Source organism: Capnocytophaga sp. oral taxon 412 str. F0487 (assembly GCF_000271925.1).
GTDB classification, from domain to species: Bacteria; Bacteroidota; Bacteroidia; order Flavobacteriales; family Flavobacteriaceae; genus Capnocytophaga; species Capnocytophaga ochracea.
In genome coordinates this window covers 35,218-51,343 of the sequence record NZ_AJZR01000006.1, presented here as the reverse complement: position 1 = coordinate 51,343, position 16,126 = coordinate 35,218, and the positions used below count along the sequence as shown (strand labels likewise).

Here is a 16,126-nt window from a genome sequence, read left to right as displayed (position 1 = left end):
GTTAGGTTTTATGGATTAGGTATTAGAAAAGAAAAAAGCAAAGAGGAAGGAAGGTCTTACTCTTTGCTTTTATAAGTTTGTTTAACTGATTAGCGAACTTCTTTAATACGGGCTTTTTTACCAGTAAGTCCTCTAAAATAGTAAATGCGAGCACGTCTTACTTTACCTTTTTTGTTTACTTCAATTTTTTGAAGGGCAGGCATATTGATAGGGAAGATACGTTCTACACCTACGGTTCCTGACATTTTACGAATAGTAAAAGTAGCGGTTACGCCGTGACCTTTGCGTTGAATAACAACGCCTTTAAAAAACTGAGTACGTTTTTTATCACCCTCTTTAATCTCGTAATACACAGTGATAGTATCACCAGCAGAGAAATCGGGGAAGTCTTTTTTTTCGATAAAGTTGTCTTGTACGTACTTTAATAATGGTTCCATAAAAAATATAAATAATTATGTTATCAATGGGCAACATTCACGACTCTCGCCAGAGGTTACTCCAAATCGGGGGCAAAGGTAGTACTTTTTTTTGAATTAGCAAGATACCTGTAAAAGAAAAATTTTGTAATATGCTAATGAGATGTGATAAGTTACTTAAAAAAGCAAATGTACTACTGGGGGTGCTAATACAGCGGTAAAGATGCCGTTAAAAATCATTCCTAAACTAGCATATACCGCATATTTTTCACTTAGGTTGAACGCCGCCATAATACCCAAAGCGTGAGAAGCAGTACCTAATGAAATACCTTTAGCCATAGGGCTTTTGATGCGAAACCAATTCAGGAAGGTAATACCAAAAAGATTCCCTAAGAAACCAGTGGTCATTACCGCCATTACTGTAATAGGTTCAATACCATTGAGCATACGCGATACTTCCAACGCAATGGGGGTAGTAACCGATTTAGGGGCTAATGAAATGGCGATATCGTCTTCGAGCCCTAACCATTTGGCTACCAAACAAACTGTAAGCACCCCTACTAAACTACCTACAAACTGAGAGAGCACTAAGGGTATCAGCTGTTTTCTTATCTTAGAGAGCTGTAAATACAGAGGTACCCCTAAGGCTACAATAGAAGGTTTGAGCCAAAAATCGATATACTTACCGGCTTCTTCATATTTTTGAGGAGAAATACCAAAGATTATTAGATAAGAAATAAGCATTAAAACAGTGATTAATACGGGATTTAAAAAAACCGAATTATATTTGCGTTGCAAAAGTAATACCCCGTAATAGAGGATAAAAGTAATAGCCAAAAGGAAGGCTTCGTTTTCTACAAAAGGTTTCATTATTTTAATTTTTTACGGAAGAATTGATATACGTGACCAGTTATAACAATCACTACTACGGTACTGATGATAATAGAAAGGAAGATAGCTAAAAAGTTTTCACCTATCTGTTTAAAGTATGCCATAATGCCAATACTTGGGGGTACGAAAAACAATCCTAAATTAGAAATTAATAAATCTGAGAGAGCTTTTATAGACTGTAATTTCACCCAACCAAGCTCTAAAAATAGGGTGAGAAAGAGCATTCCTATGATACTTGAAGGAAAAGGAATGTGTGTGAGAGCAACGATGAGTTCTCCTAAGCCTAAACAGCCGAAAACGATTGCAAAATAACGTATTAACATAATAATTTTGTACTTAAAAAACGGTTGCAAAAGTACTATTTCTTTTTTAATAGTGTTAAAAAAAATATAAAAATTTGCTTGTTATATATTTTTTTACCTACATTTGCGGAGTAAAAATCATAAGTTATGAGTAATAATTACGACAAACCTATTTTTATGGACTCAGCGTCCAATGGAACAGATGGAGGGCAATCGTATCCTTCATATCCCAATGATGATGACAGACCGAGAGGTGGTGTTTTATCGAAGATTTTAATTGCTATTTTGGCTTTGGTAGCAGGAGGCTTAGGTTATTATACCTATTCTCTTAACAAAAACAAAGAGGCAACGGAAGCAGATCTTAACTCTCAGAAAGAGCAAGTGCTTAAAGATTTGAACGCTTTGAAAGGAAGCTACGACAAAGTAGTGGACGATAACAAAAACGTGAATCAGGATTTGCTTGATGCGCGTGACAAGATTGGCAAGTACATCGATTCATTGCAGAATATGAAACTTAATGTTTCGGCATTGGCTCGTTTTAAAAACCAAGCGTTTGCTCTTGCCAAAGAGCGTGATTTCTTAATCAGAAAGAACGACTCATTGGCACGTGCCAACACTGCTATCAGAAAGGATTTAGACAGTGTGTCAGTAAAATTAGACGACACAAGTGCTAAAGCCGATTCACTTGCTCGCCAAGCCAATAGCTTAAAGAAAGTGGTAGAAGCCGGTTCTGCACTTCAAATTAGCAAACTTACAATAGAAGCTGTAAAAGGCACTAAGAACAAAATTACCGAAAGAGGTCGTGCAGCTGAGAAATTAAGAGTTTGCTTTACTGTAGGAGCTAACAGAATAGCAAAATCAGGCTCAAGATACTTCTATGTGAAAGTAGTTTCACCATCGGGAGTTACCTTAGGAGCTAACGACTCTACCTCAGAAGGAGAAAACACAGTGAATTATAGTACAGCTACTCACTTCATCTACGACAATAAGAATGTGGATGTGTGTGACTTTATCAGCAGAACAGGAAAAGAGTTTGATAAAGGCACTTATAAAGTAACTGTTTATGATGACCGCCTCAACGAAGTAGGTTCAGCAAATTTATTGTTGAAATAGCAGTTTCTTAATATAAAAAATAAAAACAGTTCCATAAATAGTATGGAGCTGTTTTTTTTTTGAATAATATTTGGAAGTACGCTACTTGTTTTGTACTTTTGCGACATCTTAATAAAAAATATACCAATCTTATGAGAACCAACTTATTAATTATGTTATTATTTTTAGGAACGCTACTCAAAGCACAACCTCAAGATGTATCAGTAGTGTTTCACAAACCAGCAAATCATTTTACTGAAAGTATCCCTATTGGAAATGGACGTTTAGGAGCAATGCTCTTTGGAAAGACTGATGTAGATAGAATTGTACTCAATGAAATCTCGTTGTGGTCAGGAGGGACACAAGAAGCTGATGACCCTAATGCGCACAACTATCTGAAAGAAATTCAGAAATTACTTTTACAAGGGAAAAACTTAGAAGCACAAGCACTCTTACAACAGCATTTTGTAGCCAAAGGGAAAGGCTCTTGTTTGGGACAAGGTGCTAACTGTAGCTATGGTTGTTATCAAGTATTGGCAGAACTGCTTTTAGATTGGAAAACCACGTCACCTATTCAAGATTACAAACGAGTATTACGCCTTGATGAAGCAACGGCTGTTACTTCGTTTAAACGAGATAATAACTCAATAGGACAAACAGCTTTTGCTGACTTTAAAAACGATGTGATATGGGTGAAAATAAAAGCTACCTCACCGCTTAATTTAGATATTTCACTCTTCCGCAAAGAGAATGCTACGATTACCTATCAGAATAATAAAATCACTCTTAATGGTGTGTTACCCAACGGTGGTAAAGAAGGAATGCACTTTGCATCGGTAGTTGATGTACAAACTGATGGAAAGATAGAGAGTACTCATAAAGCTATTGCTATACAGTCGGCAAAAGAAATTACTTTAAGGATAAGTGCTGTAACTAATTATAACTTTAACAAGGGAGGGCTTTTGGATATTTCAGTAACTAAAAAAGCTAATGAGTACTTGCAAAAAGCCCCTATGAGTTTTGATAAAGCGAAAGCTGAGAGTAGTATTGTTTTTCAGCGATTGTTTAACCGTAATCGCTGGTATGGAAAAGCGAATGCCAATACGGAAGGTCTTACTACTTTTGAGCGATTGGAACGCTTTTATAAAGGTGAGCAAGATGCTTTATTACCTATTTTGTATTATAACTTTGGACGCTATTTGCTTATCTCCTCTTCACGTGAAGGGCTTTTGCCTGCCAATTTGCAAGGTTTATGGGCTGAAGAGTATCAAACACCTTGGAATGGCGATTACCATTTAAACATCAATATACAGATGAATTATTGGCTTGCTGAGCCTACCAATTTGTCGCAGCTTACCGAACCTTTACAAAGGTTTACTAAAAACTTAGTACCCAATGGAAGCAAAACAGCGAAAGCCTATTACAATGCTAATGGTTGGGTGGCTCACGTTATTAGCAATCCTTGGTTTTATACTTCGCCAGGTGAATCGGCGACGTGGGGTTCTACTCTTACGGGAGGCGCTTGGTTATGCGAACATATTTGGCAACATTATCTCTTCACTAAAAATATTAACTTCCTAAGAGAGTACTACCCTGTGCTTAAAGAAGCTACAACCTTCTTTGAGAGTCTGCTTATTAAAGACCCCAAAACGGGTTATTGGGTAACAGCCCCTTCAAACTCTCCTGAAAATGCTTATGTATTACCAGAACTGAAAGACGGTAAAAAACAAATAGGAACTACTTGTGTGGCTCCTACTATGGATATGCAAATAGTGCGAGAACTATTTACTAATACAAGTGATGCAGCTAAGATATTAGGTTTAGACAGTAAGAAACGCACAGAATGGGAACGTATCAGCAGAAATACAGTTCCTAATCGCATAGGTAAAAAAGGAGACCTTAACGAATGGCTTGACGATTGGGAAGATGCTGAACCACAACATAGGCACGTTTCTCATCTTTACGGCTTATACCCATATGATGAGATTACTCCTTGGGATACACCAGATTTAGCCAAAGCCGCTAAAAAGACATTAGAAATACGCGGTGATGCAGGTACGGGGTGGTCACGTGCGTGGAAGATAAACTTTTGGGCACGACTACAAGACGGCAATCACGCATTACTTTTGTTGCGCCAATTATTACACCCTGTAAACCCTAATATAACTGACGGACAAGGAGGAGGCACTTATCCTAATTTGTTTTGTGCACACCCTCCGTTTCAAATAGATGGGAACTTTGGAGGTACAGCGGGCATAGCTGAAATGCTCTTACAGAGTCACGGGAAGGGTAATGTTATTCGCTTTTTACCTGCTCTTCCTTCTCACCCCGATTGGGAAAACGGCGTTATGAAAGGTATGAGAGCTCGCAATGGTTTTGAAGTAAATTTTGAGTGGCAACAATTCAAATTGGAGAAAGCTGAAATTACTTCGCTAAATGGAGGAGAATGCAGTGTGTTATTACCTGCCAATAAGAATGTTTATAGTAGAGGAAAGGCGATTGTAAAAGGAAGTAATAAAGATAAAGTGATAACGTTCAGAACAGAGAAGAACAAAACATATAATATTTATTAAAAGAGCTCAATAAAAGGAAAAGAAGCCTGTACAAAAAGTTTTGTTTTGTGAGAGCGATTTGCCAATCGCCCCTACAATATAACTAAAAGAAATTGATTATTGAGGTAATCAACTTTGCCAAAGGTGCGAGCCACACAGGCAAAAACTTTGGCAAAGTGTAGCGACCCATAAAAGAAAAATACGCACTAAGATTTTCTTAGTGCGTCTTTTATATTTGTATATCTATATCACGAGGTGAGCGTTGAGAGGGTGTTTTATGGCTTCCTCTTTATTTTGTGTAAAAGTCTACTATTTTGCGAATAGCACGTTCACACACGGGGCAGAAGCCTTTTGGTTCGTTAGATTTCATACGGCAGTCTTGTGCAGGACTGTAAATGCCTTTACTGGTGTAACCTCCTCCTTCGAAAGCACCTACAACATTTTTATATTTAGGAGTGCGAGGGGTAGGGATAGGAGTCTTCTTTTTTACCATATCCTTCCATTTGCTCTCAAAATTCACCAATGAGGTAATGTTTTCTTCCCAAGGTTCAATTTTAGTATTGTACATCTCTTGAAAAGTGGGATCCCAATCGTAGTAATATTCATCGGCGAGACCTACAAAACCGTGTCCGAACTCGTGTATGTATACCTTTTCAGAAAGGTCGTTATCAGCAGTGCCTAAATTTAGGTGATTGTAGAAACCACCGCCACCATAAGTTTCAGTATTTACCAAGATATAGAGTTGGTCGTAAGGGACTACTGAGGCAGCATCGGCTATTTCACAAATACTGTTGGTGGTGAGGTAGCGTTCTTGATTGAAAGTGTAGAAGGAAGAGTTAAATGCAGTGTTTTTAAAAATGTTCTTTCCAGGTACATCGGTGCCACTTTCTTGAGAAGGTACGGCTATGGCATATACATTGAAATTGTTTTTGAGCTTATCGAAAGGGGAAATGGTGAACATATAATCGGTCATACGTTGCGCATCGGCATAGAATTTCTCGGTTTCGGCTTGGGTGTATCCTTCTGCTAAGATGGCTATATCTACTTTTTTGGAAGCCTCACCATTATACAATATTTTCTTCACAGGGAAGGCAACGGTCTTTTCTTCTTTTATAAAATAGTCGTTAGGGTCAATCTCACGAGAAGCAATCGTTTCGAAAACACCTTCACGGTTTCGTTTATCGATGTGCAGAGACAGTTTCTTTTTAGGAAAGGGAATTTGCATAGCGTGATAAAAGAGTCGTTTTTCAGTCTTGGCTTCTTCGATTTCCTTCCACTCATCGGCGAGGGAGTTGAAGCCTTTTGAGAAGACGAGAGTTTCGCCGTCGAACAGTTGAAGGCGCAGGTTCCCTAAGTTCGGAAAAACAAGATGAGTGTGCGAGCCTCCCCAATGAGGTTCACTTTTGAGCTGTTGAAAAATTACCTCTATACTCTGGGCATTGGCTAATAGATTAAAGTCGATTCTAAGGCTTCTGGAGCAATCGAAAACGGTATTATTTTGAGCGAAAGCGGACTGTACAATAAAAAAAACTAAAAATAAGTGTCTCATATTATAAATTTTTACTACATTTGCATATCCATTAACAATTTTCAATCTCAATTATAAGGCGAGAGTGAAGGAGGATACCATACAGAAAAATATACTATCTTATAGGTACCTTATACAAACCTTATACGAATCTTGGAAGATAGACGAAGGTATAATGAACTAATTTCGAACCTTACCTATCTATAAATCGAAGATAAGATAGAATAATATTCTGTTTTCACTAAGTGAATTAGCAAAAACAACTTTATCAAAGGTATCCTTTCTATTGAGAAGCCAAAGGTACTAATAAAACTTTAAATACCAAAACAAAATGGAACATTTAGCTATTTTTAGAATGTCGGCGATGGGAGATGTAGCCATCAGTGTGCCGGTTGTAACAGCTTTTTCGGAGCAATATCCCGATGTAAAAATCACTTACCTCACGCGACCGTTATTTGCACCGATGTTTTCACATATTCCTAACTTGGAGGTATTCACTCCTGAAATTAACGGGAAACACAGTGGTTTATTGGGACTGTACAAACTGTATAAGGAATTGATGGCGAAGGGAATTGACGGTGTGGCAGACATTCACAATGTGTTGCGCACTAATGTACTGAAATTCTATTTTAAGGGTAGCAAAATACCTTTCAAGCAAATAGACAAAGGACGTAGAGAAAAGAGAGCACTTACCAGCTATAAGTGTAAAGTTTTTGAGCCTTTAAAGCCTTCGTATGAGCGATATGCTGATGTGTTTGCTTCTTTGGGTTTCCCGATTGACCTAAGTGAACCATATATTTTACCGCCAGAAGAACCGAGTGAAACGGTACAGAAATTGCTGTGTGAAGGAGTGCGTATAGGGGTTGCTCCGTTTGCGTCGTACATAGGTAAACAGTATCCATTTGAAAAGATGTGCGAGGTGATAACGGCACTTTCTCAACGGTATGACAGTGGCAAGATTTACATCTTTGGAGGAGGAAAAGAAGAGGAAGAGCAGGTGAGCAAAATAAACTTAGCTAATGCTGAAAATATGGTAGGGAAGCTCTCGTTTAAACAAGAGTTGGAGCTCATTTCGCACTTAGATATAATGATAGCAATGGACAGTGGGAATGCGCACCTATCGGCGATGTATGGAATTCCGACGCTTACCTTATGGGGAGTGACGCACCCTTATGCGGGGTTTTATCCTTATTTACAGCCTAAGGAGAATGCTCTTTTGGCAGATAGAGAGCAGTATCCACTCATTCCTACTTCGGTATATGGGAAGAAATACCCCAAAGGTTATGAGAAAGCCATAGAGACTATTACGATTGAAGAGATTATAGCGAAAACAGAAGCTATACTAAGTGACTTAACAGAAGAGAAATAATTAAAACAGATGAAATATATGAAAAGATTTATTACATTTATCCTTGTAACATTAGTTGTAGGCATAGGATACAGCCAAAAGAAGACAGAAAAAGACAAAGAAGTTATCACCGAAGACAGAAAAGTAGCGAATTATGACGCTATAGAAGTTTCGGGAGCTTATAACCTTGTGCTTACAGAAGGAGAGGTAGGCAAAATAAAAGTGAAAGGACAGAAAGAGGTACTTTCGTATTTAGAGACTAAAGTCTCCAACAATGTGCTTTATATAAGCATTGATAGGAAATACTCACTCAAAACCTCTATTACTGTGTACGTACCTATCGACACACGTTTAAAGAGAGTAGTAGGGAAAGGAGCTGTGGATATATCTACAGAAAAGAAGTTGCAAGTGGGTTCTTTGTTAGTAAAATTAGAGGGTAGTGGTGACCTTGAAGCATCGGTAACGGCTACTTCACTTGATTTACAAGTGGCTGGAGCAGGAGGTATAGACATTGCAGGAGAAACCAAAAACCTAAGTATATACGTGAAAGGAGCTGGCGATGTAGATGCTGATGAGCTTAAAGCTGAAAAAGCTACTTTGCGCATAGCGGGAGCAGGAGGTATATCGGCTTATGTAACGCAAGAGGTAGATGCTTCTATAGCAGGAGCAGGAGGCATTACTGTGAAAGGAAATCCGCCTGTATTTAAGAAAAGTGTGAAAGGGATAGGGCGTATTAAAATAGAAGAATAACGTAGATATGAAGAAAATCATCATTATCAATGGACCCAACTTGAACCTGTTGGGCATTCGAGAGCCTTCGGTTTATGGCAATCAGACCTTTGAGGATTACCTGAAAGAACTACATAGGAAATATACAGATATTGAATTGTATTATTTCCAGAGTAATTACGAAGGGGCACTGATAGACAAGTTACACCATATAGGTTTTGAGTATGATGGCATTATACTGAATGCAGGAGCCTATACACATACTTCCATAGCCCTTGCCGATGCGGTGGCAGCCATTACATCGCCCGTAGTAGAAGTGCACATTTCTAATACTTTTACGCGTGAAACGTTTAGGCATCAGTCGTTTTTATCGCCGGTGGTGAAGGGTGTAATAGGAGGTTTTGGCTTGAAGAGCTATGAATTGGCACTACAGAGTTTTATAGATTAAACGGATTAGGCTTTTATTGTTTTGATGAAGAAGTATATCCTCAAAAGCTTAAAGATATTGGGAGTGCTGATAGCATTGCTATTGGCATTCATTATCATTTTTCCAATGGTGTACCCTGAGTACGTAACTGAGAAAGTTAAGAAGCTTGCCAATGATAATCTGAACGGAGAAATTAACTTTTCTAAAGCTAAGTTATCTTTCTTTACCCATTTCCCATCGCTTACGCTTAACCTTGATAACTTCTTGATGAAGGGCTCTAAACCCTATGAGAATGATACGCTTGTGGCAGTAAAGCAAATTTCTTTGGGGATAGATGTAAAGGATTTGTTGTTCTCTAAGAAGATAGACATAGAGGAGATATACCTTAAAAATGCTTTTGTGCATATAAAAGTAAACAAACAAGGCGAGGCTAATTATAACGTTTACAAATCATCGGGAGAAGAAAGCACCTCGGAGAGTGATGATACACGGGTGAATTTACAGCGTATTGAGCTGAGAAATACCCGACTGATATACGATGATAAATCGACAGAGATTTACCTTCAAGCCAACGGTTTTAATTACTTAGGAAAAGGAGGCTTAGAGGCTTCTATCTTCGATTTGCGTACCAAAGCAGAAATACAATCATTGGATTTTCTTTTTGCAGGGGAAACCTACTTTAAGAACAAACACGTAAACGCAGAGCTAATTACCCAGATTAATACAAATTCACTAGCTTTTATCTTTCAGCAAAACAACTTAAAGATAAACCGATTGCCTGTGGATTTTAAAGGAAAGTTAGATTTTTTGAGCAATGGATATGACATTGACTTGGAAATAGAATCTAAGGATAGCAATCTTGACGACTTCTTTACCGCCTTGCCTCCCCAATTTACACAATGGCACAAGAAAGCCACTCTTAAAGGAAAGACCGATGTGTTCTTTTCGATGAAAGGGCAATATATAGCCTCACAGAATTTGAGTCCCGATATTTATCTAAAAATGAAAGTAAGAGATGGTTATGTAGGCTATAAGGGAGTACCAGCTCCGGCTGAGAATGTGTACTTGAACATAGAAACGAGATTGCCTTCGCTGAACGTAGATAAAGTGGCAGTAAAGCTCGATTCGATTTACTTTGATATAGGTAAGGAGTACTTCTCGGGCATTGTAAGTCTTGATGGGATAAAGCCTCCTGTAATTGATGCTAAAGTGAGAGCAAACATCAATGTGGAGAATGTGATGCACTTGATGGATATGAAGGACTTCCAACTGAAAGGAATGCTCTTGGCAAACGTGAAGAGTAAGGGTACTTATGCACCTGAACAACGATTGTTCCCTATTACGAAAGGGCTTTTGGAGTTCTCCGATGGTTATGTAAAGACGCCCTACTACCCCAATCCGGTTACTGATATTCACTTCAAAGGGAATATAGAAAACACTGATGGCTCGATGAAAACTTTGGCAGTAAATGTGTCTCCTGCGACGTTCTTGTTTGAAGGAAAGCCTTTTACGGTGAATTTATCGATGGAGAATTTCGACGATATCCGATATGATATACAAGCCAAAGGAGAGTTAGACATAGCCAAAATTTATAAAGTATTCTCACAAAAAGGCTTGGAATTAGAAGGTTATGCCAAAGCCGACCTTACCTTGCAAGGCACTCAGAGCGATGCTACTAACGGGCGTTATCATCTTTTGCACAATAAGGGAGTGATAGAACTGCGTAATATCAAAACCACTACAGAATACTTGCCTAAACCGTTTATCATTCAGCAAGGGGTCTTTCACTTCAATCAAGACAATATGCACTTTACCGACTTCCGTGCTACCTATGGGAAATCGGACTTTTTGATGAACGGACGGATGAGCAACGCTATTAACTTCTTCCTATCAAACAACCAAGTGCTGAAAGGAAACTTTACGGTAAGCTCTAACTATCTTGATGTAGATGAGTTTATGTATACTTCTGCCCCTGCTCAAGAAACAAAAGAAGCGAAGGAAGCAACGGTTACCAATGATACTCCAACTGAAAAAGGGGTGGTGATTGTTCCTAAGCTCTTTAACTTTAACTTGAATGCCAACCTTAAAAATGTAGCTTTACAAGGACTTACTATTCACAATTTGAGAGGTAATACTCAGCTTAATAGAGGAACCTTAGCTTTGCAAAACGTCAGTTTTAATATTATAGGAGTTTCTACACAAATAGATGCTAAATACGCAGATGAAACGCCTAAACGCGCTAATTTTAGTTTTAAGATTAAAGCTAAAGACTTTGACGTGCAAAGAGCCTACAAAGAAGTGAAGATGTTCAGAGAAATGGTGGCAATGGCAAAAGATGCCAAAGGTATTATTTCATTGGATTACGCCGTAGAAGGGAAGCTAGATGATGAGATGTCACCTATTTATCCTTCAATAAAAGGAGGAGGAGTGCTATCGGTGAAGAACGTTCAACTAAAAGGGTTTAAACTTTTTAATGTTATCAGTGATAGAACAGGTACAGACGGACTGAGAGATGCTAATCTTTCCACTATTGACATCAAGAGTAGTATAAAGAATAATCTTATCACGGTAGAGCGGTTTAAGTTTAAGGTTTCAGGGTTTAGACCACGTATAGAAGGACAGAGTAGCTTTGACGGTAGATTGAACTTTAAGATGCGTTTGGGCTTACCACCCTTGGGGATTATTGGAATTCCTATAAAAGTAACGGGAACACAAGAAAACCCTAAAATAGGTTTAGGCAAAAAGTCCAAAGATTTAGAAGAAACGGAATACGACCCTAATAACACAGAAGCTATCAATGAAGAAGAACAAAATGGTGAAACTATACAAAAAGAGAATTAACACCCCCATAGGTGAGATGCTTGCCATAGCTACTGATGAGGCAATTTGTATGCTTGACTTTGTTGATAGTAAAAACTGGCTTAAAGACCAAGAAATACTCGTAAAGCATTACGGGGCAACACAAGTAGCTGAGGATAGTTTGTTGTTATCGGAGTTGGAGAAACAATTGAGAGAGTACTTTGCCAAAGAGCGTAAAGAGTTTAGTCTGCCGCTAGCTTTGGTGGGGACTTCTTTTCAAGAAGAAGTATGGAAAGTGTTACAAACTATTCCGTATGGGGAAGTGCGGTCGTATAAAGAACAGGCTACGGCTGTGGGGAATCCCAAAGGCGTGAGAGCTGTTGCTAATGCCAATGGGAAAAACCGTATTTCAATTGTTATTCCTTGTCATCGTGTTATAGGTTCGGACGGGACACTTACAGGATATGCTAGTGGAATTGAGAGGAAGCAATTTCTGTTGGATTTAGAAAGGAGTAACGTTTAATTATTTTATCGTTATGGAATTTAGAACAATTGTACCTATACACGAGGCTACTAAAAGGATTACTTATCACTCGCAGATACTGAGTATAGGTTCTTGCTTTGCTGTGAATATGGCACAAAAGTTTAGTTATTATAAAATTCCTGTTACGGTAAACCCTTTTGGGATACTCTTTCACCCCTTAGCTATTGAAAATGTGCTTAACAGAGCAATAGAACACACTCCTTATGAGGCTGAAGATTTCTTTTTGCACAATGAACTTTGGCACAGTTTCGACTTTCATTCGGATATGAGCAAACCGAATTTAGAGGAAGCTGTTCATCTTGCCAATATACAACAAACAGCACTTTATAACACACTACAAAAAGCCGATTTCTGTTTTATCACTCTTGGTACAGCTTGGGTATACATCTATAACAGTACTGATAAGATAGTGGCAAATTGTCATAAAGTGCCTCAACAACACTTCTCAAAACGACTATTATCAGTAGAAGAGATAGGGGAGAGCCTTACCCATATTATAGCACTGTTAAAGAAGGTGAATAAGGACTTGCAATGTGTTTTCACTATTTCGCCTGTACGACACTTGAAAGATGGTTTTTTAGAAAACCAAGTGAGCAAAGCACATTTGTTGGTAGCACTTTATTCGGTACTTTCATCGGGGGTGTGCACTTATTTTCCAGCCTATGAGTTGCTTTTAGATGAACTTCGCGATTACCGCTTTTACGCTAATGATATGGTACACCCATCGGAAATGGCTATAGACTATATTTGGGAACGCTTAGTAGAAACCTATATAGATAAGGCTACTCAGGCAGATATGAAACAAATAGATGCCATACAGAAAGGGTTGCAACATCGTCCGTTTAACCCTAAAACAGAGAATTATCAGCAGTTTCAAATACAATTACGACAGAAAATAGAGGTTTTTAAGAAGAAATACCCGCATATTGAGATATAAAAAAGCTATCTAATGAGAACTATTAGATAGCTTTTTGTTTATTGTTATGTAAGCCTATTACAATACTTGAATTTCATCGATGAAGAGGAAGCCAGGTTTACCAGCTGCTCCTTGATGAAAAGAAGGAATTTTGTTTACTTCATTTATCTTCACTTTTAGATAGGTTACTTCTTTTTCTGGGAAAGAAAGAGAGTAAGTTTTTATTTCTTTGAGAGGTTCCTTGGGAAGCGCATAGTTTTCTTTAGCGAGTAAATCATAACTTTTACCGTCCTTAGACCCCGATACTTCAAAGCTGGTTGGAGGGTAAATCCAATCACCTGTTTCAATAAGAGCATTGAAGCGCACTTCTTTTACAGGAGTATTTTCTTTTAGAGTAATCACCACTTCACAAGGTGCTTCACTAAAACCTAACCATTCTCCAGAGCGTGAATTAGTACCCCCTTTTCTACCATCAACTAAGGTAATAGCGCCCCCAAAAGTATAGTTTTGACTAGGTTTACTGAGGAACTCAATAGGGCGTACGGTTGCTTTGTTGAAAAGGAACTGTTGTTCGAAGCTACTTTCGGTTTCTTGACCGAATACTTTAGCTTTTAGATGGGTATCTTGGGTGAGCTTTAAAGGTTCTTTATACACGTTAGAACTTTTAGTAGGTTCACTCCCATCGGTAGTGTAATAGATAGGTGTATCTTGTAAACAAGAGAGAGTTACTTGTATATCACCTACCTCAGGTTTTACTTCGGCACGAAGGTCGAATATGTGTTTAGCATAGTTATAACCTTCTAACTGGTAGATAGGAAGCAGGCGCATTAAGCGTTGTAAAAACTGATTGTAGTCTTTAGGTTTTGCAGGGTCTTCCCATTGTACTTCGGCTAAGGCTGCAAAACGAGGCAATACCATATATTGTACGTGTTTGAAAGTCTTGATATACTCTGTCCAAACATTGGCTTGTACTCCTAAGATGTGTTTTTGTTGCTCTTTATTAAGTGCATCGGGGTAAGGATTGAAAGAGTAAACACGTTCTACCGGTACATAACCACCAATAGCAAGAGGTTCTTTATCGGTTTTATCTGTTTGATAATAGTCGAAGTAGCAATAAGAAACAGGGGTCATAATAGCATCGTGATTAGACTTAGCTGCTTCTATAGCGCCCCCGATACCTCTCCAAGACATTACAGTAGCATTAGGAGCTAAACCTCCTTCAAGGATTTCGTCCCAACCAATGATTTTGCGACCTTTTTTAGCTAATACATCTTCAGCGAATGTAATTATGTGACTTTGTAAGTATTCTTCGGCTGTGTGTTTAGCATCACCTTTAATACCTAACTCTTTTATCTTAGCTTGGCATTTAGGGCATTTCTTCCAGCTATCTTTAGGACATTCGTCACCTCCTATATGGATATATTCTGAAGGGAATACTTCAGTTACTTCTTCTAATATATTTTTAATGAAATCATAAGTTTCGGGGTTGCCAGCACAAAGTACATCTTCGGCTATGCCCCAAGTTTCTCTTACTTTATAAGGGCCTCCTGTACAGCCTAATTGTGGATAAGTAGCCAAAGCAGCAACCATATGTCCTGGGAGGTCTATCTCAGGAATAACGGTAATATTGCGGTCGGCGGCATATTTTACAATGTCTTTCATTTCTTGCTGAGTATAGAAGCCTCCGTGAGGTTTACCATCGAAGGTGTCCCACTGTTTGTTTACCATAGTTTGGCTACGAGTGCTTCCTACCACAGTAAGTTCGGGGTATTTTTTAGATTCAAAACGCCAACCTTGATCATCGGTGAGATGCCAATGGAATTTATTGATATTGTGGAGTGCTAACATATCGATATAAATGCGCACAGAGTCGGCAGTAAAAAAGTGACGGGCACTATCTAAATGTGCACCACGATATGCGAAATAGGGTTTATCGGTTATTTCTTTAGCAGGGAAGATGACTTTGCCTACTTTTTGTACCGGAATAGATTTTCTCAAGAGTTGTACTCCATAGAAAGTACCCGCTTTAGAAGCTCCATTTACAGTAATGTTCTTGGCATTCACCACTACTTGGTAAGCCTCTTTGTTGTTGTTTTGGTAATTTTGCAACAAGGCAATAGTGTTGGTCTCATTGTTTTGGTTAGGAGCGATATTCACTTCAATTCCTGCTTGTTTTTTGATATACTCTTGCAAGAATCCAGCGTACTGCTGTAAAGAAGCATCGCCTTCTGGATAGGTGATTTTGGTATCAGCCGTAAGCACGAAAGGTTTATCGGCATCAGCTTGGGGAGTGGTAATCATTTCGGGTAGTGGAATTACCTCATAATTAGCAGTACTCTCTCCTTGATTGTTTGTAGTTGATTTACACGAAATAATCGTTATCAATAACAAAAGTACGGAAGTTAATTTTATCTTCATTACATTTAAAATTTGAATTAATGGGACAAAGGTATAAAATTTTTTTTGAATATTTTTTGGTTAGGTGATATTTTTTTTGCACCTTTGCAAATATTTTTAGAAAGTGATTTAAAACTGCTCAGAAAGCTAAGAGGTAAAAGCTGAAAAGTTTAATACCATAATGC

13 protein-coding genes are annotated in these 16,126 nt (G+C 38.3%); 8 read left to right on the top strand and 5 right to left on the bottom strand.

Translation table 11 applies throughout. The features are described 5' to 3' along the window. Nucleotides 1–89: 89 nt before the first annotated feature. The 3 genes from rplS to HMPREF1321_RS00805 all read right to left on the bottom strand — a co-directional run bounded on the left by rplS (nucleotide 90) and on the right by HMPREF1321_RS00805 (nucleotide 1,630). On the bottom strand, nucleotides 90–437 hold the full coding sequence (gene rplS / locus HMPREF1321_RS00815) for a 50S ribosomal protein L19 (RefSeq protein ID WP_002672812.1): 348 nt from the start codon (nucleotides 435–437) through the stop codon (nucleotides 90–92). Nucleotides 438–593: 156 nt separating this feature from the next. Next, on the bottom strand, nucleotides 594–1,286 hold the full coding sequence (locus tag HMPREF1321_RS00810; RefSeq protein WP_009420963.1) for an LrgB family protein: 693 nt from the start codon (nucleotides 1,284–1,286) through the stop codon (nucleotides 594–596). Then, nucleotides 1,286–1,630 carry a CidA/LrgA family protein gene (locus HMPREF1321_RS00805; protein ID WP_009410752.1) on the bottom strand — a complete coding sequence of 115 codons (345 nt, stop codon included), beginning with the start codon at nucleotides 1,628–1,630 and terminating at the stop codon, nucleotides 1,286–1,288. The genes HMPREF1321_RS00810 and HMPREF1321_RS00805 overlap by 1 nt, the downstream gene beginning before the upstream one ends. Nucleotides 1,631–1,756: 126 nt before the next feature. Here HMPREF1321_RS00805 and HMPREF1321_RS00800 point away from each other — a divergent pair, with 126 nt between their 5' ends. Both HMPREF1321_RS00800 and HMPREF1321_RS00795 read left to right on the top strand, forming a co-directional pair. Next, nucleotides 1,757–2,722: a hypothetical protein gene (locus tag HMPREF1321_RS00800; RefSeq protein WP_002672807.1), complete on the top strand. Its 966-nt coding sequence runs from the start codon at nucleotides 1,757–1,759 to the stop codon at nucleotides 2,720–2,722. A 131-nt stretch (nucleotides 2,723–2,853) separates the two neighbouring features. Next, nucleotides 2,854–5,274: a glycosyl hydrolase family 95 catalytic domain-containing protein gene (locus tag HMPREF1321_RS00795; protein WP_410492491.1), complete on the top strand. Its 2,421-nt coding sequence runs from the start codon at nucleotides 2,854–2,856 to the stop codon at nucleotides 5,272–5,274. 268 nt (nucleotides 5,275–5,542) lie between these two features. Here the strand turns inward: HMPREF1321_RS00795 and HMPREF1321_RS00790 are convergent, their stop codons facing one another. Next, nucleotides 5,543–6,802, bottom strand: a complete 1,260-nt coding sequence (locus tag HMPREF1321_RS00790) for a M64 family metallopeptidase (RefSeq protein ID WP_009420948.1) — start codon at nucleotides 6,800–6,802, stop codon at nucleotides 5,543–5,545. Nucleotides 6,803–7,112: 310 nt separating this feature from the next. Between HMPREF1321_RS00790 and HMPREF1321_RS00785 the strand changes: the two genes are divergently transcribed. Genes HMPREF1321_RS00785 through HMPREF1321_RS00760 form a run of 6 tightly spaced genes read left to right on the top strand, consistent with a single transcriptional unit; the run spans nucleotide 7,113 to nucleotide 13,565 of the window. Further along, nucleotides 7,113–8,150 (top strand): glycosyltransferase family 9 protein, encoded by a 1,038-nt coding sequence (locus HMPREF1321_RS00785; RefSeq protein WP_009421012.1) that lies wholly within the window; start codon nucleotides 7,113–7,115, stop codon nucleotides 8,148–8,150. Between the two features lie 9 nt (nucleotides 8,151–8,159). Then, nucleotides 8,160–8,879, top strand: coding sequence for a head GIN domain-containing protein (locus HMPREF1321_RS00780; protein ID WP_009420992.1), 720 nt, complete (start codon nucleotides 8,160–8,162; stop codon nucleotides 8,877–8,879). A gap of 7 nt (nucleotides 8,880–8,886) precedes the next feature. Next, nucleotides 8,887–9,306, top strand: coding sequence for a type II 3-dehydroquinate dehydratase (aroQ, locus tag HMPREF1321_RS00775; protein WP_009420930.1), 420 nt, complete (start codon nucleotides 8,887–8,889; stop codon nucleotides 9,304–9,306). A gap of 24 nt (nucleotides 9,307–9,330) precedes the next feature. Next, nucleotides 9,331–12,126, top strand: coding sequence for an AsmA family protein (locus HMPREF1321_RS00770; RefSeq protein WP_009421036.1), 2,796 nt, complete (start codon nucleotides 9,331–9,333; stop codon nucleotides 12,124–12,126). Further along, complete coding sequence (locus tag HMPREF1321_RS00765) at nucleotides 12,083–12,607, top strand: methylated-DNA--[protein]-cysteine S-methyltransferase (RefSeq protein ID WP_009420974.1); 525 nt, start codon at nucleotides 12,083–12,085, stop codon at nucleotides 12,605–12,607. The genes HMPREF1321_RS00770 and HMPREF1321_RS00765 overlap by 44 nt, the downstream gene beginning before the upstream one ends. A 13-nt stretch (nucleotides 12,608–12,620) precedes the next feature. After that, nucleotides 12,621–13,565 (top strand): GSCFA domain-containing protein, encoded by a 945-nt coding sequence (locus HMPREF1321_RS00760; RefSeq protein WP_009420923.1) that lies wholly within the window; start codon nucleotides 12,621–12,623, stop codon nucleotides 13,563–13,565. 57 nt (nucleotides 13,566–13,622) lie between these two features. Here the strand turns inward: HMPREF1321_RS00760 and HMPREF1321_RS00755 are convergent, their stop codons facing one another. Further along, nucleotides 13,623–15,962, bottom strand: coding sequence for a beta-N-acetylhexosaminidase (locus tag HMPREF1321_RS00755; protein WP_009420996.1), 2,340 nt, complete (start codon nucleotides 15,960–15,962; stop codon nucleotides 13,623–13,625). Nucleotides 15,963–16,126: the final 164 nt, after the last annotated feature.

Coding starts and splice junctions, on each gene's coding strand:
- rplS (WP_002672812.1), bottom strand. CDS start 437: ATGGAACCATTATTAAAGTACGTACAAGACAACTTTATCGAAAAAAAA.
- HMPREF1321_RS00810 (WP_009420963.1), bottom strand. CDS start 1,286: ATGAAACCTTTTGTAGAAAACGAAGCCTTCCTTTTGGCTATTACTTTT.
- HMPREF1321_RS00805 (WP_009410752.1), bottom strand. CDS start 1,630: ATGTTAATACGTTATTTTGCAATCGTTTTCGGCTGTTTAGGCTTAGGA.
- HMPREF1321_RS00800 (WP_002672807.1), top strand. CDS start 1,757: ATGAGTAATAATTACGACAAACCTATTTTTATGGACTCAGCGTCCAAT.
- HMPREF1321_RS00795 (WP_410492491.1), top strand. CDS start 2,854: ATGAGAACCAACTTATTAATTATGTTATTATTTTTAGGAACGCTACTC.
- HMPREF1321_RS00790 (WP_009420948.1), bottom strand. CDS start 6,802: ATGAGACACTTATTTTTAGTTTTTTTTATTGTACAGTCCGCTTTCGCT.
- HMPREF1321_RS00785 (WP_009421012.1), top strand. CDS start 7,113: ATGGAACATTTAGCTATTTTTAGAATGTCGGCGATGGGAGATGTAGCC.
- HMPREF1321_RS00780 (WP_009420992.1), top strand. CDS start 8,160: ATGAAATATATGAAAAGATTTATTACATTTATCCTTGTAACATTAGTT.
- aroQ (WP_009420930.1), top strand. CDS start 8,887: ATGAAGAAAATCATCATTATCAATGGACCCAACTTGAACCTGTTGGGC.
- HMPREF1321_RS00770 (WP_009421036.1), top strand. CDS start 9,331: ATGAAGAAGTATATCCTCAAAAGCTTAAAGATATTGGGAGTGCTGATA.
- HMPREF1321_RS00765 (WP_009420974.1), top strand. CDS start 12,083: ATGAAGAAGAACAAAATGGTGAAACTATACAAAAAGAGAATTAACACC.
- HMPREF1321_RS00760 (WP_009420923.1), top strand. CDS start 12,621: ATGGAATTTAGAACAATTGTACCTATACACGAGGCTACTAAAAGGATT.
- HMPREF1321_RS00755 (WP_009420996.1), bottom strand. CDS start 15,962: ATGAAGATAAAATTAACTTCCGTACTTTTGTTATTGATAACGATTATT.